The organism is Streptomyces sp. NPDC002476 (assembly GCF_042889785.1).
Lineage (GTDB): Bacteria > Actinomycetota > Actinomycetes > Streptomycetales > Streptomycetaceae > Streptomyces.
Map to the genome: position 1 here is coordinate 41,722 of NZ_JBIARH010000027.1, position 20,464 is coordinate 62,185.

Consider the following 20,464-nt stretch of genomic DNA (forward strand, 5'->3'; position numbering starts at 1 on the left):
GGCCGCCGTGCCCCGGCGGCTAGGCTGCATTCCGTGAAGGTCCTCGTCATCGGCGGCGGCGCCCGCGAACACGCCCTGTGCCGCTCTCTCTCCCTCGACTCCGACGTCACCGCTCTGTACTGCGCTCCCGGCAACGCCGGTATCGCGGAGGTGGCCGAACTCCACCCGGTCGACATCCTCGACGGTGACGCCGTCGCGCGTCTCGCCACCGACCTGGGCGCCGATCTGGTGGTCGTCGGCCCGGAGGCACCGCTCGTCGCCGGTGTCGCCGACGCCGTGCGTGCCGCGGGCATCCCCTGCTTCGGCCCCTCCGGCGAGGCGGCCCGGCTGGAGGGCTCCAAGGCGTTCGCCAAGGACGTGATGGCCTCGGCGGGCGTGCCGACGGCCCGCAGCTACGTCTGCACCAACCCCGCCGAGATCGACGCAGCCCTCGACGCCTTCGGCGCTCCGTACGTCGTCAAGGACGACGGTCTCGCCGCCGGCAAGGGTGTCGTCGTCACCGAGGACATCGAGGCGGCCCGCGCCCACGCCGTGGCCTGTGGCCGCGTCGTCATCGAGGAGTTCCTCGACGGCCCCGAGGTCAGCCTGTTCGCGATCACGGACGGCACCACCGTGCTGCCGCTCCGTCCCGCGCAGGACTTCAAGCGCGCCCTGGACGGCGACGAGGGTCCGAACACCGGAGGCATGGGCGCGTACTCCCCGCTCCCCTGGGCCGACCCCAAGCTGGTCGACGAGGTCGTGGACTCGGTGCTCCAGCCGACCGTCGACGAGCTTCGCCGCCGTGGCACCCCGTTCTCCGGACTGCTGTACGCGGGCCTCGCGATTACCTCGCGCGGCGTGCGCGTGATCGAGTTCAACGCCCGGTTCGGCGACCCCGAGACCCAGGTGGTCCTGGCCCGCCTGAAGACTCCGCTGGCCGCCGTGCTGCTGGCCGCCGCCGATGGCACCCTCGACGAACTGCCGCCGCTCAACTGGCGCGACGACGCCGCCGTCACCGTCGTCATCGCTTCGCACAACTACCCGGGCACGCCGCGCACGGGGGACCCGATCGAAGGGCTCGACGACGTGGCGGCGCAGGACGCCCCGGACGCGTACGTCCTGCACGCCGGTACCCGGCGGGACGGCGACGCGATCGTCAGCGCGGGTGGCCGGGTGCTGTCCGTGACGGCGACCGGCAAGGACCTCGCGGCCGCCCGTGAGCGCGCTTACGCGGCGGTGGCCCGGATCCGGCTCGACGGCGCGCAGTTCCGTACGGACATTGCCCGGGAGGCCGCAGAGGCCTGAGCCGGGGCGCCCGGGGCCGACGGAGGCCCGAGGCGGCTGTGCCGGGGTCCGGGCAGGTCACCGGAGGCCCGGCACGGTCACCAGGGGTTCGGACGGCCACCGGGGACCGCGCACGGGTCGCCGGTGCGCGGCCGGTACGGTCGCCGCCTGCGCGTCGGCGCCCCGTGCGCCGGAGCCCGTACGTCGGTGCCCGTATCGGCGCACCGGCTCACCCGCATCCGATCCCCGGTCTCGGCCCCTCGGCCTCCGCCCGTGTTCTCTCCTCCTTCGGCCCCGCCCTCTCCCCTTCGGCTCCGGCCTCCCGTCCCTGTTTCCCTCGTTCCCCTCGTTCCCCTCGTCTCCGTTCCCCTCATTCCCGACCGTCGTCCCGTTCCGGCGTCTCCGACCGCCGCTCCGGTCCGACCGCGTCGCGGCCCTCTCTTTTCGGCCACTGGCGCATCACTGCCAAAGCTGGCAGTCCGCCAGCACCTTTGCCCAAAGCCATTCCATCGAGTGACGGCTGAGCCATAAGGCTGACGCCCGACGACACCCCAACTAGGGTGCGGCGCAGGCGTTCCGGCACTTGGCCCACTGACATTGCGATGTCAGTGACGGGTGCCACAGTGGGGGAGTGACCAACACCGCTGCGGGGGCAGAGGGGGTGACGACCGGCCGTGTCCGGTATCGGCGCAAGTGAGGAGCCGGGTGCGCAGAGTGCGCGGGCCCGGGCTCTCGCTCTGCTGCGTATCCGCAACAGAGCCACCGCGGCAGCCATCCTTCCGGCCGCCGTGGCCGTCGTGCTGCTCGTCGCGGGCGCGCAGGGCCATGCCGTCGGCAGCGGATGGGATGTGGCGCGCTGGACCGTCACCGCCTGCGCGGTCGTCGTGCTGCTGGTCGCCGCGGCGGTCGCCGTCGCGGTCGTACGGGCGAGGCCGGCGGTCAGCCCGACCGTGCCGCTCGCCGAGGAGGCCGCCCCCGACCTCTACCGCCTGGTCAGGGAACTCGCCGACCGGCTGGGGGTTCCCGCGCCCTCGGCGATAGCGCTCACCCCCGACTGCGACAGCTGGCTGGAGGACCGCACCCACCCCTCGGCACAGCCGCCGTCCCGCCTCGACGCGGATCGGGAGGGGCGTCCCGCGCCCGGGAAGGGGCAGTCCACGACCCGGAGGGGGCATTCCGGGACGCGGTCCGACGACGGCCGTGACCGCCCCGCGTCCCGGGCCCGCCGGGCCCGGACGGCCCCCGTGCTGGTCATCGGCTCGCCGTTCCTGTGGTGGATGAGGATCGCGGAACTACGGGCGGTGCTCGCCCCGGTCGTCGCGGGCACGGGCCCCTCGGCGCACCCCGACATAGCGGCGGCGCGCAGGTTCGTCAGAGGGCTCGACGGGGTGGTCGCGGACGCCGCCGTACCGGTGCCCGGACCGCTGTCCGCGGTGCGGAGGGCGCCCCGGGTCTTCGTCGGCTGGATCGCCCGGCTGCTGCTGCGCAGCTGCCGCGGCCACGCCGCGGAGATGGAACGGGGCGTCGCCGCCGCCGCGTCCGTCCGTGCACACGGTGTGGACTACGGCCTGCGGATCGTCGCCCAGGAGCAGGTCGGCCTCGCGTACGCGGGCTGGGACCGGTTGCTCACGCGGGTCGCGCTGCCGGCGTGGGAGATGGGCCGCTGGCCCTCCGGGCTGGACGCCGGGGTGGTGTCCGCCCTCACCGAGCTGTCCCGGCGCGACCGGCTCGCCGACGACTTCGCCTCACGGCTCGGTGAGCGCCCCGCCTGCGACCTCCTGGAGGAGCCGGGTGCGGCCGACGAGGCCACGTCCCTGCTGGCGGCCCGGCTGTTCCACGGCGGCCCGGCGGAATCCGGCCCCGGCTGGTCGCCGGTCGACTGGCAGCAGTACCCGGAAGAGGTGGTCGACCGGAAGTGGCGCATCGAAGCGGCCCGTCTGCACCGCGTACTCGACGCCCTCGACTCGACGCGTCCGGCGTCCGCGCCCGCCCGCGAGCCCGAGAACGTCTCCGTCCCCGGGTGCGCCCCGGTCGCGGTCCACGTCCCCGGTTCCGCTCCCGACCGGGCCGCGTTCCCCGCCGACGCGGGGGTGCCCACGCTGGCTCGTGTCGTCGAGTATCTGGCGGGCCGGGGCGACGACGGGGAGGAGCTCGCGGCGGGCATCGGTGCCGCGGTGGCCCGTGAGGCGGCAGCCGCCCGCCGCGGCACTTCGCCCGAGGGCGCGCCGACGGCGCAGAGCACCCACGGCGGCCTCGACGTGGGCGGGGACGTCCTGGGTTTCTGGGGGCCCGTACCCCTCCCGATCTTCCCGCTCCTGCCGCACCGGACGGGTACGGAGCTGCTCGCCGACCACGTCGCGGCGATGGTCTGCTGCGCGGCCGTCGACACGGCAGGCGCCACCCCGGGCCTCGACTGGCTCGACGGCCCGGCCCTGCTGGTCGACGGCGAGCGCCGGGCGGATCTGGGCGGGCCGGTCCTCAGCCTGGTCGAGGACGGGGATGCGGGACCACTGCGTTCCTGGCTCGCCTCGGTCGGCGTGCGGATCGACAAGCCTGTCCGTCTCGTCTGAGCGGACTCGTCCCCGAGCCGACTCCTCCCCGAGCCGATGCGTTGCCGAAGCCGAGCCGTCCGAACTTTTGAACGTCGAGTGGCCCTCTGGCTACCCGAGTCCGGTGGACCCGCGGCTTCGGGAGGACCGTGCACCGGGGCCCCGCCCGTATCCACGGGCCTCTGTGCTGGGCGGTTTCACCGCATCACCACCCGGCACAGAGACATCAGCGGTATCGGAGGCATCGTGTCCGGGCGTGTCGATGGCTCGATATTCGGAAGGGAACGTTCCGTTCACGTCAATTCGCGACGAACGGTGACGGAGTGCATGCGTTATGTGATGTGCTGTGGATCGACGCTGACAGTCGGCGCGTCACTGTTGGTGCGTCGATGACGCACGGCCGAAAGCGATCAAGGTTGACGATCATTCGGCGGACGGCGGACGGCGGACGGCGGACGGCAAACGGCGGACGGCACGCGGGCTGACGGTCGCGGGCCGACGGTCGCGGGCCGACGGTCGGCGCCCGTCGGACGGCGCCCAGCGGCGGAGGCGTCGGCAGCGGCCGCCGGACGGTACGGCGACGGCCGGCCATCGAAAGTCCCACTGTTGTCGCGGGGGACCGAGGGAGGGAAGCGGTATGGGGGCGGAGCAGATTCGTCGATGGGAGTCGGGTGCCCTGGCGCACGCCGTCTCCGATCCTTTCGGTCAGGGGCCCCTGCCCTGGCTGCGCGGGGGTGAGAACTACTTCGACGACACCGGGCACATGGTCCCCTGGTACGCGGACCCCACCCTGGCCCGCTCCTCCGACGGCGGCACGCGCACGGCCGACGACGTGCACCGCCAGATCAAGGGCTTCGTCTCCACGGGCGCCGCCGCCCCCGGCGAGGCGATCGACTTCCACATCACCGTGGACCCACCCCAGCAGTTCTCCGTGGACGTCTACCGCATCGGCCACTACGGCGGCGACGGCGCCGCCAAGATCACCACGAGCCCCCGGCTCTCCGGCATCGTCCAGCCCGCGCCGCTCATCGCCGACCGCACGGTCTCCTGCCACCACTGGTGGCAGTCGTGGCGGCTGCAGATCCCCACGTACTGGTCGATCGGCGCGTACGTCGCCGTGCTCACCACGGCCGACGGACACCGTTCCCACATCCCGTTCACGATCCGCGACGACCGTCCCGCCGATCTGCTGCTGGTCCTCCCGGACATCACCTGGCAGGCGTACAACCTCTATCCGGAGGACGGCCGCACCGGCGCCAGCCTGTACCACGCGTGGGACGAGCAGGGTCGTCTCCTGGGTGAGGAGGACGCCGCCGTCACCGTCTCCTTCGACCGTCCCTACGCGGGTGCGGGCCTGCCGCTCCACGTCGGTCACGCCTACGACTTCATCCGCTGGGCCGAGCGGTACGGCTACGACCTCGCGTACGCCGACACCCGCGACCTGCACGCGGGCCGGGTCGACCCGAGCCGTTACCGGGGGCTGGTCTTCCCCGGCCACGACGAGTACTGGTCGGTGCCCATGCGCCGTACCGCCGAGGACGCCCGCGACGGCGGGACCTCGCTCGTCTTCCTCTCCGCCAACACCATGTACTGGCAGGTCTGCCTCTCCCCGTCCCCGTCCGGCGTCCCGGACCGGCTGCTCACCTGCCGCAAGCGTCAGGGGCCGGGAAGACCCGCGCTCTGGCGCGAGATCGACCGGCCCGAGCAGCATCTGCTCGGCATCCAGTACGCGGGCCGGGTGCCCGACCCGCACCCCCTCGTCGTACGGAACGCCGAGCACTGGCTGTGGGAGGCGACGGGCGCCCGGGAGGGGGACGAGGTCGACGGTCTGGTCGCGGGCGAGGCCGACCGCTACTTCCCGCGCACCGCGCTCCCCGACCACGACAACCGCATCCTGCTCGCCCACTCCCCGTACCAGGACGGCGAAGGGGTCACCCGGTACCAGGAGACCTCCCTGTACCGGGCCCCGTCCGGCGCGCTCGTCTTCGCCTCCGGCACGTTCGCCTGGTCCCCGGCACTGGACCGCCCCGGTCACGTGGATCCCCGTATCCAGCGCGCCACGGCCAATCTCCTGGACCGGATCTGCAAACGGGACTGAGCGAACGATCGAGCGAAGGGGACTGGACGGACGGGACTCGGCGAACGGGACTGGACGGACAGGGGTGTCCCACCTACCCCACCTGCCCCGCATGCCCCCGCTCCACCCCACCGCTCCCGATACGGGAGAATCGGAACGACTCCTGGATCAACCTACGCGGAGGCAGCGTGTCCGGATTCGTAGAAAAGCCCGAGCCCGTGCAGGTCCCGGGGCTCACCCACCTCCACACCGGCAAGGTGCGCGACCTGTACCGGAACGAGGCGGGCGACCTCGTCATGGTCGCCAGCGACCGCCTCTCCGCGTACGACTGGGTCCTGCCCACCGAGATCCCGGACAAGGGCCGCGTCCTCACCCGGCTCTCCCTCTGGTGGTTCGACCAGCTCGCCGACCTCGTCCCCAACCACGTGCTGTCCACCGAGCTGCCCGCCGGGGCCCCCGCCGACTGGGAGGGCCGCACGCTGATCTGCAAGTCGCTGCGGATGGTCCCGGTCGAGTGCGTCGCCCGCGGCTACCTCACCGGCTCCGGTCTCGTCGAGTACAACGAGTCCCGTACGGTCTGCGGCCTCGCCCTCCCCGAGGGCCTCGTCGACGGTTCCGAACTCCCCGCGCCGATCTTCACGCCCGCCACCAAGGCGGCCGTCGGCGACCACGACGAGAACGTGAGCTACGAGGAGGTGGCCCGGCAGGCCGGCGCGGAGACCGCCGCCCAGCTGCGCCGCGCCACGCTGGACGTGTACGGCAGGGCCCGCGACATCGCGCGTGAGCGCGGCATCATCCTCGCCGACACGAAGTTCGAGTTCGGCTTCGCGCCCGCCGCCGACGGCGGCGAGGAACTGATCATCGCGGACGAGGTGCTGACTCCGGACTCCTCCCGCTTCTGGCCCGCCGCCGACTGGCAGCCGGGCAGGCCCCAGCCCAGTTACGACAAGCAGTTCGTCCGTGACTGGCTGACCTCGCCGGCCTCCGGCTGGGACCGCAGGAGCGAGCAGCCGCCCCCGGCGCTGCCCCAGGAGATCGTGGACGCGACCCGGGCGAAGTACCTGGAGGCGTACGAACTCCTCACCGGCATGCCCTGGAAGTGAGCAGCCGGGTACCCGGTCACCGGCCGGGTACCCGCACCGGCGCACCGGGACCCCGCACCGGACGCCGGGCGGAAACCCGCACCCGAACGCCAAGAAGCCCCGGCCTCCCGGCCGGGGCTTCTTGTTCAACCGAGCGGACGACCAGGTTCGAACTGGCGACCTCAACCTTGGCAAGGTTGCGCTCTACCAACTGAGCTACGTCCGCAAGCGCCGAAGCGCGAGCACCACTATACCCATCCCCGCTCGCGTGCGAGACGCACGGCCGCATGACGGTTTTCCGCGCCGAGCTTCGAGACGGCCGCCGAGAGGTAGTTCCGTACCGTCCCCTGGGACAGCGAGGCCCGTTCGGCGATCTCCGCGACCGGGGCTCCGTCGGCCGCCAGCTCCAGCACCTCGGTCTCGCGCGCACTGAGCGGCGAGTCCCCAGCGGAGATGGCGTCGGCCGCCAACTCCGGGTCCACGTAACGGTTTCCGGCATGTACGGTGCGGATGATGCCGGCCAGCTGCCGGGCGCTGACGGTCTTCGGCACGAAGGCCCGGACGCCCGCCGTGAGCGCTCGTTTCAGGTGCCCCGGCCGCCCGTGACTCGTCACGATCATCGTGCGGCAGCCGGGCAGTTCGGCCCGCAGGGATGTGGCGACACTCACACCGTCGGCGCCCGGCATCTGAAGATCGAGGACCGCCACGTCGGGGCGATGGGCCCGCGCCATGGCCAGCGCCTCCGGACCGGTGGCCGCCTCCGCGACCACCACGAGGTCGTCCTCCAGGGCGAGCAGCGCGGCCAGGGCGCCCCGGATCAGATGCTCGTCGTCCGCGAGCAGCACCCGTACGGCCGTCATCGTCGTTCCTTCACAAGGTCCGGTGCCGCGCTCATGCCCACGCCCGTGCCCGGGTCCCGGGAAGGCGGAAGGGGGGACGAAGCCGGAGAGTCGGTGGGAGAGGGAAGAGAGTCGGTGGGAGAGGCAAGGGCGGAGGGAGAGGCAGGAGTGGCGGTGCGCGACGGAAGCGGGATCCGCGCCATCAGCCGGAACACCCCGCTCCCCGTCGGGCCCGCGTCCAGCGACCCGTCGAGTTCCCGGAGCCGTTCCCGCAGCCCGGCCAGCCCGGAGCCGCCCGCCCCGTCGGTGGAGCCGCCCGCCGTGTCGGCCGAGGAGGGCGCCCCGTCGTTCTCCACCTCCAGCACCGCGGCGTCCGCCGCCGTCCGCAGCCGGATGGCGCAGTGCCGAGGGTCACCGTGCCGCAGCACATTGGTCGCCGCCTCCCGTACGACCCAGCCCAGCGCCGACCGTACGGGCGCGGGCAGTTCGGCGCCCGCGTCCCCCGCGACCTCGCACTCGATCCCGGCGGCTCTCAACACCCCCTGGGCGCCGGCCAGTTCCGTGACCAGATCGGCCTCCCGGTATCCGCGCACGACATCCCGCACCTCCTGCTGGGAGCTGCGCGCGATGCGCATCACCTCGACCATCTGGTCCACGGCCGCCGGCTTGCCGCGCTGCGCCAGTTCCACCGCCAACTCGCTCTTCAGCGCGATCACGGCGAGGTTCCGGCCCAGGACGTCGTGCATGTCCCGGCCGAACCGCAGCCGCTCCTCGGCGACAGCCAGCCGCGCCTGCAGGTCCCGGGCCTCCTCGGCCTGCCACATCACGCTCAGGCTCCAGACGCTGGGGCGTACGGAGATCAGGACCAGCAGCGCCCCGAAGAGCGTCGCCGGAGCCACCCCGGCCAGCGTGCCGCCCCGCACCCCCACCGCGGCGAACACGCCGACGTTCAGCGCGGCGAGGGCGAGCAACTGGAGCAGGAAGGTGCGGACCGGGACCAGCAGGACCTGCGTGATCACGAACGGTATCGAGGTGTTCCCGACCAGCATGACCAGCCCGCCCGTCCCGAGTCCGTCCAGAGCGACCAGCGTCGCCAGAATGCCCAGACCCAGCAGCATCAGCGCCAGAGATACCGTCTGCCGGCGCCGGGGGAAGGGGGCGGTCCCGAGATAGTGCAGGTACGAGGGCCGGACGTTCCGGTTGCTCAGCAGGCACTGCACGAGACTCACCAGCAGGAAAACGGCACCGACGGCAATCGGCAGCGGCGTGCGGCGGAGATCCGCGCCGAGGGGCAGGGCACCCCACGTCAGGATGAAGAGCCAGGGCATCGCCGAGATGGTCACCCGCGAATACAGGTCGATCCGTTCCAGTTTGCTGCGTTCCCGCCAGCTGCGTCGCCAGTCCCACATACCCGTCCCCACGACCGTCCTCCGCCGGTGAATCCTCGGTCAGCGTCGGGGCTCCCAACGGAACCACCGCTGCACAGCAAACACGGCGAAAACGGTCCAGGCCAGTGCGGTGAGCCCGGCCGTGAGCAGGTCGGACCCGTCGGACCCGCCCAGCCAGCCCGCCCGCACGAGGGTCATCACGCCGGTCATCGGCAGCAGCTCGCACACGGACGCCACCCGGTCCGGCAGGACCTCCAGCGGTACGAAGAGCCCCGAGCCGATCATCGAGACGAGGAACAGCGGCAGGGTGGTGATCTGCGAGGTCTGCACCGTGCGGGTCGCGACGGTGGTGACGGCGGCCAGGGCGGCCAGCAGTACCGACCCCGACAGCAGGCCCGCGAGGAACAGGTCCGGCCGCTGTGGCGCTCCGGCATCGAAGGCCACGCCACCGGCCAGCACCACCAGCACGGTCTGCGCCAGAGCCAGCGCGACCGACGGCAGCGCCGTCCCGGCGAGGATCTCCCAGTCGGCGACCTCGCCCGTGCGCAGCCGCTTCAGGACCAGGTCCTCGCGCCGTGCGACGTACGCGGAGACCAGGTTCATGTACACCACCTGCATCAGCACCATGCCGATGCCGCCGGTGAGCGCCAGCCCGGTGACGGTCAGGCCGGTCCCGTCCAGGTCGATCTGGTCCAGCGTCGTCTTCATCGCCAGGACCATCGCCAGGGGCACCAGCAGTGCGACGAAGACCGCCGTCCGGTTCCGGGCCAGCAGGACGAGCTCGGCGTGCCCGAGTGCCCGCAGCCGCCCCGCCGTCGTCGTGCGCCGCCCGGCCGCCGGGGTGCGCTCTTCGGCCGTCGGCGAATGGCGCCCGGCAGCCGGTGCGCGGCGCCCGGGTGCTGTCGTACGTCGTTCGTCCGTCGTCGCGCCGGTCATGCGGCAGCCGCCTTCCGTGTCTCGGGGGCCGACGTCCAGGGGTCCTCCGCACCGGAGGCCGACACGCTGTGCGCGATGTCGAGGAACGCCTCTTCGAGCGAGGCCGACCGGGCGTCGAGCCCGTGCAGCAGAATGTCCGACTCCCGCGCCCAGAGCAGCAGTTCGGTGAGCGAGTCCTGCAAGGCGTGGGTGCGGATCTCGATCCTGTGCCCGTCGGCCGCCGCCCGCAGCGACAGCGGGAGCCGGGCCGCCGGCACGTCCTCGGGCAGTTCGAAACGGATGCGGGCGGGGCGGGAGGCCGTCACCTCGGCGGGCGTGCCGGCCGTCACGATCCGGCCCCGGTGCATGATCGCCAGCCGGTCGGCGAGGCTCTCCGCCTCCTCCAGATAGTGCGTGGTGAGCAGGACGGTGGTGCCGCCGTCGCGCAGTTCCCGTATCAACTCCCAGGTCTCGCGCCGCCCCTCGGCGTCGAGTCCCGTGGTCGGCTCGTCCAGGAACAGCACCTCGGGCCGGCCGAGCAGTGCCAGCGCGAGGTCCAGACGGCGCCGCTCGCCGCCGGAGAGTTGCTTGACCCGTACGCGCGCCCGGTGGGCGAGCCCGACGAGGCCCAGCGCCTCACCGGTCGGCCGGGCGCCGCTCGTGCAGCCCGCCCACATCCGCAGGGTCTCGGTGACGGTCAGCTCGGACGGGAAGCCGCCCTCCTGGAGCATCACCCCGACCCGCGGCCGGACGGCGGCGCGCTCGCGGTACGGGTCGTGGCCGAGCACGCGCACGGTGCCGCCGTCTGGAGCCGCCAGCCCCTCCAGGAGTTCGACGGTGGACGTCTTGCCGGCGCCGTTCGTGCCGAGCAGGGCGAAGAGCTCGCCGCGCCCGACCGAGAAGGAGACGCCGGCGACGGCCTCGAAGTCGTCGGCGTAGCGCCGCCGCACCCCGCTCGCCTCGATCACGGAGTCGGGCGCCGCGGCACCGGCCGCGGACATCGCGCCGACACAGGTCGCGGCACCGCTCGCACCACCGGTCGCGGTCCCGGCGACCGGGCGGCCTGTGACGTCCGCCACGGCGCTGTCCGCCACGGCGCTGTCCGTCGCGATGATGTCTGTTCCGGAGCCGCCCGCGTGGTCGCCGACACCCGTGCGGGCGTCGGCCTTGCGGTCCCTCCTCGTACCTACAGGCTTCATGCCTACAGGCTTCCGCGGGTCCATCGCCGTGAGCAGTGCGAGCTGTCATCACTGGTCATGACAAACGTCATGGCGGTGCCGGGATCGGACGCCCGAACCGGAACCGGGTGCTTCTTGAAAGAGATCACGAAGAAGGCCCCGGTCGAAATCGACCGGGGCCTTCATTCCCATCAAGAGCGGACGACGAGATTCGAACTCGCGACCCTCACCTTGGCAAGGTGATGCTCTACCAACTGAGCCACGTCCGCATTGCTTCCGCCATCATACTCCTTGCGGGAAGTACTTCCGGGCGGTGCGAGCACTACTCTACCTGATCCACTGCAATGGCCGGTAAGAGTGGTGCAGAGCGGGTGACAGGAATTGCACACTGCGCCTTCCCCCTGGAAGGGGGATGTTCTACTACTGAACTACACCCGCACGCTGCTTGGGGTTTGGCTTTTCGGCCTTGCCCTTCGGCGTGCTCCAGACTTTAGCCGACCTGCGGGGGTGCAGCGCAAGTCGGCGGCCGCGAGGGCTCGTCGGGACGGTCCCGCGGGGTCGTGCCGACGGTCGCACGGGGCGGATCCGGCGGCCATCGGTCCGTCGGGCCCCGACGCCCGACCGGGCCGTGCGCCCGAGCCGCCGCGGGCCCCGGCTTCCCGGCCGGCCGGTCGTCCGGACGCCTCGACCGACGGCCCGGGCTTCTCAACCGGCCGCGCGGAACGCCTCGTAGACCTTCTTGGGGATCCGGCCGCGGGCCGGCACCTCCATCTGGTGCGAGCGGGCCCAGGCGCGGACGGCCGCCGGGTCGGGTTCGAGCGAGGTGTGCCGGTACGGCACGGGCTTCCTGCCGCGCTTGCCGACATTTGCCTGCTTCCGGCCCGCCGAGACGTACGGCGCCAGGGCCTTGCGCAGTTTCTTTGCGTTGGAAGCATTGAGGTCGATCTCGTACGACTTCCCGTCCAGGGCGAAGGTGACCGTTTCCGTCGCTGCGCCCCCGTCGATGTCGTCGAAGAGCGTGACCACTACGCGCTGAGCCACGGATATCGGTCCTTTCCTACGGCGTCGGCGCGTCTGGCGTGCGCCGATGTCGGCCTTCCGGCCTTCGGGCGGATGTGAGCCCTTCGGACGGATACGCGTCGACCGGTATCGCCGGTATCGACCGTTCGGCCGACCGGTGTCGACTGTTCGGGAGGCAATGCTGCATTCCTCGGTAATCATTTGTACAGCGGTCGGCGTCGCATTGTGAAGTCGGGCTAATTCTCTCCGCGTGTCACACTTCTATGTGTGTCTTCGGTGAGGAATCTTTTCGCAGATTTTTCCTCGGGTGTTGTCGTGACCGATATCCCGTCGTGATCGGGCGCTCAGGCATCTACTCGCGTAGAATTTCGGGCCGGGTACGCTGAGGGAAGCTGCGGGGGTCAGGGGAGCCCCCCGGAGAACCAGTCGCACCACACCACACGGGAGTGCCAGTGGCACGCGTCGTAGTCGACGTCATGCTCAAGCCCGAGATCCTCGACCCGCAGGGACAGGCGGTGCAGCGCGCACTGCCCCGTCTCGGCTTCGAGGGAATCGCGGACGTACGTCAGGGAAAGCGTTTCGAGCTGGAGGTCGAGGGGCCGGTCGACGACGCCGCCCTCGGTCGCATTCATGAGATGGCCGAGACTTTCCTCGCCAACACCGTCATCGAGGACTTCACCGTGAAGGTGGAGAAGGCCGAGGAGTCCAAGTGACCTCCCGCCCGTCTCCCACCACCACCCGTGAGGGAGGCCCTTCGGGCCGCAGTAACACCCGAATCGGAGTCGTCACCTTTCCCGGCACGCTCGACGACCAGGACAGCCTGAGGGCCGTACGCGTCGCGGGCGCCGAACCCGTGTCGCTGTGGCACCGCGACAAGGACCTGCACCAGGTCGACGCGGTCATCCTGGCCGGAGGTTTCTCCTACGGCGACTATCTGCGGGCCGGTGCGATCTCGCGCTTCTCGCCCGTCATGGAGACGATCATCGAGCAGGCCCGTGCGGGGATGCCGGTGCTCGGCATCTGCAACGGTTTCCAGATCCTGACCGAGGCGCACCTGCTGCCCGGCGCGATGCTGCGGAACAACCACCTGCATTTCATCTGCCGCGACCAGAAGCTCCGCGTCGAGAACGCGGAGACCGCCTGGACCTCGGACTACGAGGCGGGCCAGGAGATCTCCGTACCGCTCAAGAACATGGACGGTCGGTACGTCGCCGACGAGCGCGTGCTCGACGAGCTGGAGGCGGAGGGCCGGGTCGCCTTCCGCTACCTGGACATGAACCCGAACGGCTCGCTGCGCGACATCGCGGGCATCACCAACGCCGAGGGCAACGTCGTCGGCCTGATGCCGCACCCGGAGCACGCCGTCGAGCCGCTGATCGGAACCGGCCGCACCGACGGTCTCGGTTTCTTCACCTCGATCATCAAGAAGCTGGTCAACGCATGAGCCTGGATACGGTCAAGCACGCGGCCGGGACCCCGGACGTCGAGCAGCCCTGGAAGGAGCTCGGCCTCAAGGAGGACGAGTACGCCCGGATCCGCGAGATCCTGGGCCGCCGTCCCACCGGCGCCGAGCTCGCCATGTACTCCGTGATGTGGTCCGAGCACTGCTCGTACAAGAGCAGCAAGGTCCACCTCAAGCAGTTCGGCGAGAAGGCCCCCGCCAACGACGCGATGCTCGTCGGCATCGGCGAGAACGCCGGCGTGGTCGACGTCGGCCAGGGCTACGCGGTCACCTTCAAGGTCGAGTCGCACAACCACCCCTCGTACATCGAGCCCTACCAGGGCGCGGCGACCGGCGTCGGCGGCATCGTCCGCGACATCCTCGCCATGGGTGCCCGCCCCATCGCGGTCGTCGACCCGCTGCGCTTCGGCGCCGCGGACCACCCCGACACCAGGCGCGTCCTGCCGGGCGTCGTCGCGGGCATCGGCGGCTACGGCAACTGCCTCGGCCTGCCGAACATCGGCGGCGAGGTCGTCTTCGACGCCTGCTACCAGGGCAACCCGCTGGTCAACGCCGGCTGCATCGGCGTGATGAAGCACGAGGACATCCACCTGGCCAAGGCGTCCGGCCCCGGCAACAAGGTGATCCTCTACGGCGCCCGCACCGGTGGCGACGGCATCGGCGGCGTCTCGGTGCTGGCCTCCGAGACCTTCGACGACACGAAGCCCGCCAAGCGCCCCGCCGTCCAGGTCGGCGACCCGTTCCAGGAGAAGCTCCTCATCGAGTGCACCCTGGAGGTCTTCCAGGAGAAGCTCGTCGCGGGCATCCAGGACCTCGGCGGCGCCGGTCTCTCCTGCGCCACGTCCGAGCTGGCCTCCGCCGGTTCCGGCGGCATGCGCGTCGAGCTGGACACCGTGCCGCTGCGCGACTCCTCGCTCTCGCCCGAGGAGATCCTCATGAGCGAGTCGCAGGAGCGCATGTGCGCGATCGTCGAGCCGCAGCACGTCGACCGCTTCCTGGAGATCTGCGAGAAGTGGGACGTCATCGCCACCGTCATCGGTGAGGTGACCGAGGGCGAGCGCCTGGAGATCTTCTGGCACGGCGAGCAGATCGTGGACGTGCCGCCGCGTTCGGTGGCCCACGAGGGCCCGACGTACCACCGCCCGTACGCCCGCCCGTCCTGGCAGGACGCGCTCCAGGCGGACGACGCGGGCGAGCTGGCCCGTCCGGCGGACGGCGCCCAGCTGCGCGAGCAGGTCCTCAAGCTGGTCGCGCACCCGAACCAGGCGTCGAAGTCCTGGATCACCGACCAGTACGACCGGTTCGTGCAGGGCAACACCGTGCTCGCGATGCCCGAGGACGCCGGCATCGTCCGGATCGACGAGAAGTCGAACCTGGGCGTGGCCATGGCGACCGACGGCAACGGCCGGTACGCCAAGCTCGACCCGTACGCCGGCGCGCAGCTCGCGCTGGCGGAGGCGTACCGCAACGTCGCCGCCACCGGTGCCAAGCCGCTCGCCGTCTCGGACTGCCTGAACTTCGGCTCGCCCGAGGACCCGGGTGTCATGTGGCAGTTCGCCGAGGCCACCCGCGGTCTCGCGGACGGCTGCCTGGCGCTGGGCACGCCGGTCACCGGCGGCAACGTGTCGCTGTACAACCAGACCGGCGAGACGGCGATCCACCCGACGCCGGTCGTCGCGGTGCTCGGTGTGATCGACGACGTCTCCCGGCGCACGCCGGTCGCGTTCGCGCAGGAGGGCCAGCTCCTCTACCTGCTGGGCGAGACGCGCGAGGAGTTCGGCGGCTCGGCGTGGTCCGAGGTCGTCCACGGCCACCTGGGCGGCCTGCCGCCCCAGGTCGACCTGGAGCGCGAGAAGCTGCTCGCCGAGATCCTGATCTCGGCCTCCCGCGACGGCATGATCGACGCTGCGCACGACCTCTCCGACGGCGGTCTGATCCAGGCGGTCACGGAGTCCTGCCTGCGCGGCGGGAACGGCGCCCGACTGGTCGTGCCGGACGGTCTGGACGCGTTCACGTTCCTCTTCTCCGAGTCGGCGGGGCGCGCGATCGTCTCCGTGCCGCGCAGCGAGGAGCTCCGCTTCAACGACATGTGCGGGGCGCGCGGTCTGCCCGTCGCCCGGATCGGTGTCGTGGACGGCGACGAGATCGAGGTCCAGGGCGAGTTCGGCATCCCGCTGAGCGAGCTGCGCACCGCGCACGAGGAGACCATTCCGGGTCTGCTCGCCTGACGGCGGTCCGTTTCCGAGGGCTGCGGCCCCGCCCCGCCACCGGGGGCGGGGCCGCAGCCCTGGTCCGTACGCGGGTGCGGACGAGTCCCGTACGCGCGGGTGCGGACAGTGCGGGCAATGCAGAGATTTACCTGGGCAATAATTACTCTCGGTTTAACATTTATCCTGGTACAGTGACGGCATGACCGAGGGGATGAGCCTGCGGGAACGCAAGAAGCTTCAGACGCGCCACCGTCTGCTGGCCGCGGCCACCGAGCTCTTCGCCGAGCGCGGCTTCGACAAGGTGTCGGTCGCCGAGATCGCCGAGGCGGCCGAGGTGTCGAAGATGACGGTCTTCAACTACTTCGCGGGCAAGGAGGACCTGGTCCTCGCGCCGATGGCGGAACACACCGGCGACGTCGCGGGGGTGGTGCGGGACCGGGCCCCCGGCGAATCCGCCCTGTCCGCCGTGCGCGCGCAGTTCCTGGCCGCCATCGAGCGCCGCGATCCCTCGGTCGGCATGAGCGACGTGCCGATGGTGCTCGCCATGGGGCGGCTGATCCAGGAGACGCCGGCCCTTCTGATCCGCGCGCACGCGCTCTCCCTGCGCTCCCACGAACTGCTCGCCCACGTCCTGACCGAGGAGGGGGAGGAGCCGCCCATCGCCCGGATCGCGGCGGCCCAGCTGATCGGCACGCGCAACTCCCTCATCCACGCGAACCAACTGCGGCTGCTGGCGGGCGAAGGGGCGGACGCGATCGCCGCGGATGCCGTCGCGCTGGCGGAGCGGGGCTTCGACCTGCTCGCGCACGGTCTGGGCGCCTTCGCGACCCGCCGCTGAGACGGCCCCGCTCCGGTCGGTCGCCCCGCCCGGCCCGTCGTCACCTGCCGTCCCTCCGCCGTCGGCGCCCGGGCCCGCGGGCCGTGGTCCCTCGTACGCCGGTCGAGGGCCGTAGGCTCCCGGACATGCCGCCGTCCCAGAAACGCGCCCGCCGCTACGACCCGGCCCGGACCCGCGACGCGGTCCTGGCGCAGTACGGCCATGTCCGGGAAGCCGTCCGTACCCTGACGCCCGAGCAGCTCGCGCTGCCGACCCGGCTCGGCGACTGGACCGTGCGCGAACTCGCCGCCCATGTGGTCCTGGCGTTCTCGCAGGCCGCCCGGGAGCCGGAGCGGTCCGGACCCGCCGCCCCGAAACCCGCACCGACGCTCCTCGCCTGGCCGCTCACCACGGGCGATCACGCCGAGCGGATCGCCGCCGGTACCAGGGCGCTCGCGGCCGAGCATCCCGACCTGGACGCCCTGTTCGGCGAGGCCGCCCGGCGGTTCGAGGAACGAGTGCCACGCACGGGCGACGAACGGCTGCTGCCCACACCGGCAGGGGCGATGCGGCTGACGGATTTCCTCGTCACCCGTGCCGTCGAGCTCGTCGTGCACACCGACGACCTGAACGCGGCGACCGGCCTCGACATCCCGTACGACCGGCAGGCGCTCGCCGCCTGCACGCGGCTGCTCGCCGACGCCCTCGCGGAGAAGGCGCCGGGCGGCTCGGTCGAGGTGCGTGTCCCGCCCTTCGCCGTGGTCCAGTGCGTGCAGGGGCCCAAGCACACCCGCGGTACGCCGCCCAACGTCGTCGAGACCGATCCGCTCACCTGGATCAGGCTCGCCACCGGCCGTACGGAATGGGCGCACGCCCTCGACGAGGCGCGGGTGGCCGCGAGCGGCGAGCGGGCCGACCTCTCCGCCCTCCTGCCCCTGATGAGGTGAGGAGCCCGTTCACCGGGGCGACGGGCCCGCGCGCGCCGGCGCGCGGGGTCCGCTCCTCGCCGGGAACCGGCCCGCTGCCCCGCCCGTCACAGGGCCATGCGTACTCGACGTACAGCCTCGGTGACCCTGGTCCTCCTCGCCGTCCTGGCCGCCTGCGGCACGGAGACGGGCAGTCCCTCCGACGACCGTGACGGCCCCGGGGCGGCGGGCGAGGGCAGCGACGGCACGGGCGGCGGTGCGGCACGGACCGGCCCGCCCGTCACGGGCGTGCGCTGGAACGTGGACTCGGTGACGGTCGGGGGGAAACGGGCCGAGGTCCCGGTCGGCGCCCACTTCACGATCGACACCAAGGGCGGCGCCACGGGGAGTCTCGGCTGCAACCGGTTCCGCGGCGGCGCCACCGTGTCCGGTTCCACGATCACGTTCGACGCCATCGAGACGACCAGGATGTCGTGCCCCGCTCCTCGGGCGAAGCCGGAACAGGCACTGCTGGCGATCCTGGACGGGCGGACGACGTACCGGGTCGACGAGCGCACCCTGACCCTCGCCTCGGAGAACGACGCGTCGCTCGGTGCCACGGCCCGGGAACCCGGCGAGTGATCCACGCGACCCGGCGGACCGGGGGGGCGCCGGCCCCGGAACCGTCCGGTGCGGTGAGCGCCCGGACCCGAGGCCCCTCGGCGCGGAAAGCACCCGCCCCGAAACCCGTCGGCGCAGGATGCACCCGCCCCGGAGCACCCCGCCCCGGAACACCCCGTCCCGAAACCGGCCGCCGCGCGGGCCGACGGCCGCGAAGCGGTCCCGGACGCGCCGGGATCCGACAGGTCCGACCGCCTGGTGGTGTGAGCCTCGCCACGAAACGCGCGTTCGGCCGGATTCCGCGCCGGACCGTCGGCCCGTTCACCGAGCGCCACCATCCTGTTCCGGCGCACGCCCGGCCCGGGTGGCCGGAAATCGCCGCTATCGCCGCGCTGATCCGCGCTGCCGCCGCCCCGTGGCCGATCCGTACCCCGTCCCGCGCGCCCCTCACGAGGCCGGGAGTTCACTCCGCGTAATCGGTCGGCAGGGGCTTCGGGCCACGCCCGGAAGCGTTTCCACGGTGGCCCGCCGCGGTATCCCGAATTCGGACCAGTGGTCGACCTCGCCTACACTCGGTGGCGTGCCTCGTGGTGATGGACGACTCAGCCACGACCTGCTCCCCGGAGAGAAGGGCCCCCAGGACGCATGCGGCGTCTTCGGTGTCTGGGCTCCCGGCGAAGAGGTCGCCAAGCTCACCTATTTCGGACTGTATGCCCTGCAGCACCGTGGACAGGAGTCCGCGGGCATCGCAGTGAGCAACGGGTCCCAGATCCTGGTCTTCAAGGACATGGGACTGGTCTCGCAGGTCTTCGACGAAACATCCCTGGGATCCCTCCAGGGCCATATCGCCGTCGGCCATGCCCGCTACTCCACGACCGGAGCCTCGGTCTGGGAGAACGCGCAGCCGACGTTCCGTGCCACCGCGCACGGCTCGATCGCCCTGGGACACAACGGCAACCTGGTCAACACGGCCCAGCTCGCCGAGATGGTCGCGGGCCTTCCCCGCAAGGACGGCCGCGCCACCCAGGTCGCCGCGACCAACGACACCGACCTGGTGACCGCGCTGCTCGCCGGCCAGACCGACGACGACGGCAAGCCGCTCACCATCGAGCAGGCCGCCGCGAAGGTGCTCCCGGACGTCAAGGGCGCGTTCTCGCTCGTCTTCATGGACGAGCACACCCTCTACGCCGCCCGTGACCCGCAAGGCATCCGCCCGCTGGTCCTCGGCCGCCTGGAGCGCGGCTGGGTGGTGGCCTCCGAGACCGCCGCCCTCGACATCTGCGGCGCCAGCTTCGTCCGCGAGATCGAGCCGGGCGAACTCGTCGCCATCGACGAGAACGGACTGCGCACCTCGCGTTTCGCGGAAGCGAAGCCCAAGGGCTGCGTCTTCGAGTACGTCTACCTCGCCCGCCCCGACACCGACATCGCCGGGCGCAACGTCTACCTCTCCCGCGTGGAGATGGGCCGCAAGCTGGCCGCCGAGGCCCCGGTCGAGGCCGATCTGGTCATAGCGACCCCGGAGTCCGGCACCCCCGCCGCCATCGGCTACGCGGAGGCCAGCGGCATCCCCTTCGGCGCCGGTCTTGTGAAGAACGCCTACGTCGGCCGGACGTTCATCCAGCCGTCGCAGACCATCCGTCAGCTGGGCATCCGCCTCAAGCTGAATCCGCTCAAGGAAGTCATCAAGGGCAAGCGCCTCGTCGTCGTCGACGACTCGATCGTCCGCGGCAACACCCAGCGCGCCCTGGTCCGGATGCTCCGCGAGGCGGGCGCAGCCGAGATCCACATCCGGATCTCGTCCCCGCCGGTCAAGTGGCCCTGCTTCTTCGGCATCGACTTCGCGACCCGCGCCGAGCTGATCGCCAACGGGATGACGGTCGAGGAGATCGGCGCGTCGATGGGCGCCGACTCGCTCGCGTACATCTCCCTCGACGCGATGGTGGAGGCGACGACGATCGCCAAGCCGAACCTGTGCCGCGCCTGCTTCGACGGCGAGTACCCGATGGAGCTGCCGGACCCGGAGCTGCTCGGCAAGCAACTGCTGGAGACCGAGCTGGCGGCAGGCCCTGCGGCGACCGCCGCGTCCGACGCCCTGCGTCGTCCGTGACGGCCGGTCGTACCCCCTGGCCCACCAGCCC

General features: G+C 71.8%; 16 protein-coding genes and 3 tRNA genes. 11 read left to right on the forward strand and 8 right to left on the reverse strand.

All coding sequences use genetic code 11. The features are described from left to right. Positions 1-33: 33 nt before the first annotated feature. The 4 genes from purD to ACFYXM_RS26220 all read left to right on the forward strand — a co-directional run bounded on the left by purD (position 34) and on the right by ACFYXM_RS26220 (position 6,992). Positions 34-1,284 carry a phosphoribosylamine--glycine ligase gene (gene purD / locus ACFYXM_RS26205; protein WP_389292871.1) on the forward strand — a complete coding sequence of 417 codons (1,251 nt, stop codon included), beginning with the start codon at positions 34-36 and terminating at the stop codon, positions 1,282-1,284. A gap of 653 nt (positions 1,285-1,937) precedes the next feature. Continuing rightward, the gene (locus ACFYXM_RS26210; protein ID WP_389292872.1) at positions 1,938-3,833 is read left to right on the forward strand and encodes a hypothetical protein; all 1,896 of its coding nucleotides are present in this window, start codon (positions 1,938-1,940) and stop codon (positions 3,831-3,833) included. A 616-nt stretch (positions 3,834-4,449) separates the two neighbouring features. Continuing rightward, complete coding sequence (locus tag ACFYXM_RS26215; RefSeq protein WP_389292874.1) at positions 4,450-5,910, forward strand: N,N-dimethylformamidase beta subunit family domain-containing protein; 1,461 nt, start codon at positions 4,450-4,452, stop codon at positions 5,908-5,910. 167 nt (positions 5,911-6,077) lie between these two features. Continuing rightward, positions 6,078-6,992 carry a phosphoribosylaminoimidazolesuccinocarboxamide synthase gene (locus ACFYXM_RS26220; protein ID WP_389292876.1) on the forward strand — a complete coding sequence of 305 codons (915 nt, stop codon included), beginning with the start codon at positions 6,078-6,080 and terminating at the stop codon, positions 6,990-6,992. A 132-nt stretch (positions 6,993-7,124) separates the two neighbouring features. On the opposite strand, the gene ACFYXM_RS26225 is transcribed toward ACFYXM_RS26220, so the two are convergent. The 8 genes from ACFYXM_RS26225 to ACFYXM_RS26260 form a co-directional block, all read right to left on the reverse strand. Then, positions 7,125-7,197, reverse strand: a tRNA-Gly gene (locus ACFYXM_RS26225). Positions 7,198-7,219: 22 nt separating this feature from the next. Then, a complete protein-coding gene (locus ACFYXM_RS26230) occupies positions 7,220-7,831 on the reverse strand; it encodes a response regulator (RefSeq protein ID WP_389292877.1) in 612 nt (203 codons plus the stop codon). Then, positions 7,828-9,219, reverse strand: coding sequence for a sensor histidine kinase (locus ACFYXM_RS26235; RefSeq protein WP_389292929.1), 1,392 nt, complete (start codon positions 9,217-9,219; stop codon positions 7,828-7,830). The genes ACFYXM_RS26230 and ACFYXM_RS26235 overlap by 4 nt, the downstream gene beginning before the upstream one ends. A 39-nt stretch (positions 9,220-9,258) precedes the next feature. Continuing rightward, entirely contained in the window at positions 9,259-10,134 is an 876-nt protein-coding gene (locus ACFYXM_RS26240; protein ID WP_389292879.1) for an ABC transporter permease, read from the reverse strand. After that, the gene (locus ACFYXM_RS26245) at positions 10,131-11,114 is read right to left on the reverse strand and encodes an ABC transporter ATP-binding protein (protein WP_389292930.1); all 984 of its coding nucleotides are present in this window, start codon (positions 11,112-11,114) and stop codon (positions 10,131-10,133) included. Before ACFYXM_RS26245 ends, ACFYXM_RS26240 begins: the two co-directional genes overlap by 4 nt. Positions 11,115-11,487: 373 nt before the next feature. Next, positions 11,488-11,560: transfer RNA gene (locus ACFYXM_RS26250), tRNA-Gly, on the reverse strand. 97 nt (positions 11,561-11,657) lie between these two features. Next, a tRNA-Gly gene (locus ACFYXM_RS26255) sits at positions 11,658-11,729 on the reverse strand. A 267-nt stretch (positions 11,730-11,996) separates the two neighbouring features. Then, the gene (locus ACFYXM_RS26260) at positions 11,997-12,332 is read right to left on the reverse strand and encodes an Lsr2 family protein (protein WP_389292881.1); all 336 of its coding nucleotides are present in this window, start codon (positions 12,330-12,332) and stop codon (positions 11,997-11,999) included. Positions 12,333-12,763: 431 nt separating this feature from the next. On the opposite strand from ACFYXM_RS26260, the gene purS reads away from it, so the two are divergent. From purS to purF, 7 genes are all read left to right on the forward strand, one after another. Beyond that, positions 12,764-13,024: a phosphoribosylformylglycinamidine synthase subunit PurS gene (gene purS / locus ACFYXM_RS26265; protein ID WP_037695153.1), complete on the forward strand. Its 261-nt coding sequence runs from the start codon at positions 12,764-12,766 to the stop codon at positions 13,022-13,024. Positions 13,025-13,086: 62 nt separating this feature from the next. Continuing rightward, positions 13,087-13,755, forward strand: a complete 669-nt coding sequence (gene purQ, locus ACFYXM_RS26270; protein ID WP_389292931.1) for a phosphoribosylformylglycinamidine synthase subunit PurQ — start codon at positions 13,087-13,089, stop codon at positions 13,753-13,755. Continuing rightward, positions 13,752-16,001 (forward strand): phosphoribosylformylglycinamidine synthase subunit PurL, encoded by a 2,250-nt coding sequence (purL, locus tag ACFYXM_RS26275; protein ID WP_389292882.1) that lies wholly within the window; start codon positions 13,752-13,754, stop codon positions 15,999-16,001. Before purQ ends, purL begins: the two co-directional genes overlap by 4 nt. Positions 16,002-16,182: 181 nt before the next feature. Further along, positions 16,183-16,821 (forward strand): TetR/AcrR family transcriptional regulator, encoded by a 639-nt coding sequence (locus ACFYXM_RS26280; protein WP_389292883.1) that lies wholly within the window; start codon positions 16,183-16,185, stop codon positions 16,819-16,821. A 125-nt stretch (positions 16,822-16,946) separates the two neighbouring features. After that, a complete protein-coding gene (locus ACFYXM_RS26285; protein WP_389292885.1) occupies positions 16,947-17,747 on the forward strand; it encodes a sterol carrier family protein in 801 nt (266 codons plus the stop codon). Between the two features lie 96 nt (positions 17,748-17,843). Next, positions 17,844-18,347, forward strand: coding sequence for an META domain-containing protein (locus ACFYXM_RS26290; RefSeq protein WP_389292887.1), 504 nt, complete (start codon positions 17,844-17,846; stop codon positions 18,345-18,347). Between the two features lie 559 nt (positions 18,348-18,906). Beyond that, positions 18,907-20,433 carry an amidophosphoribosyltransferase gene (gene purF, locus ACFYXM_RS26295; protein ID WP_389292889.1) on the forward strand — a complete coding sequence of 509 codons (1,527 nt, stop codon included), beginning with the start codon at positions 18,907-18,909 and terminating at the stop codon, positions 20,431-20,433. Positions 20,434-20,464 lie beyond the last annotated feature (31 nt).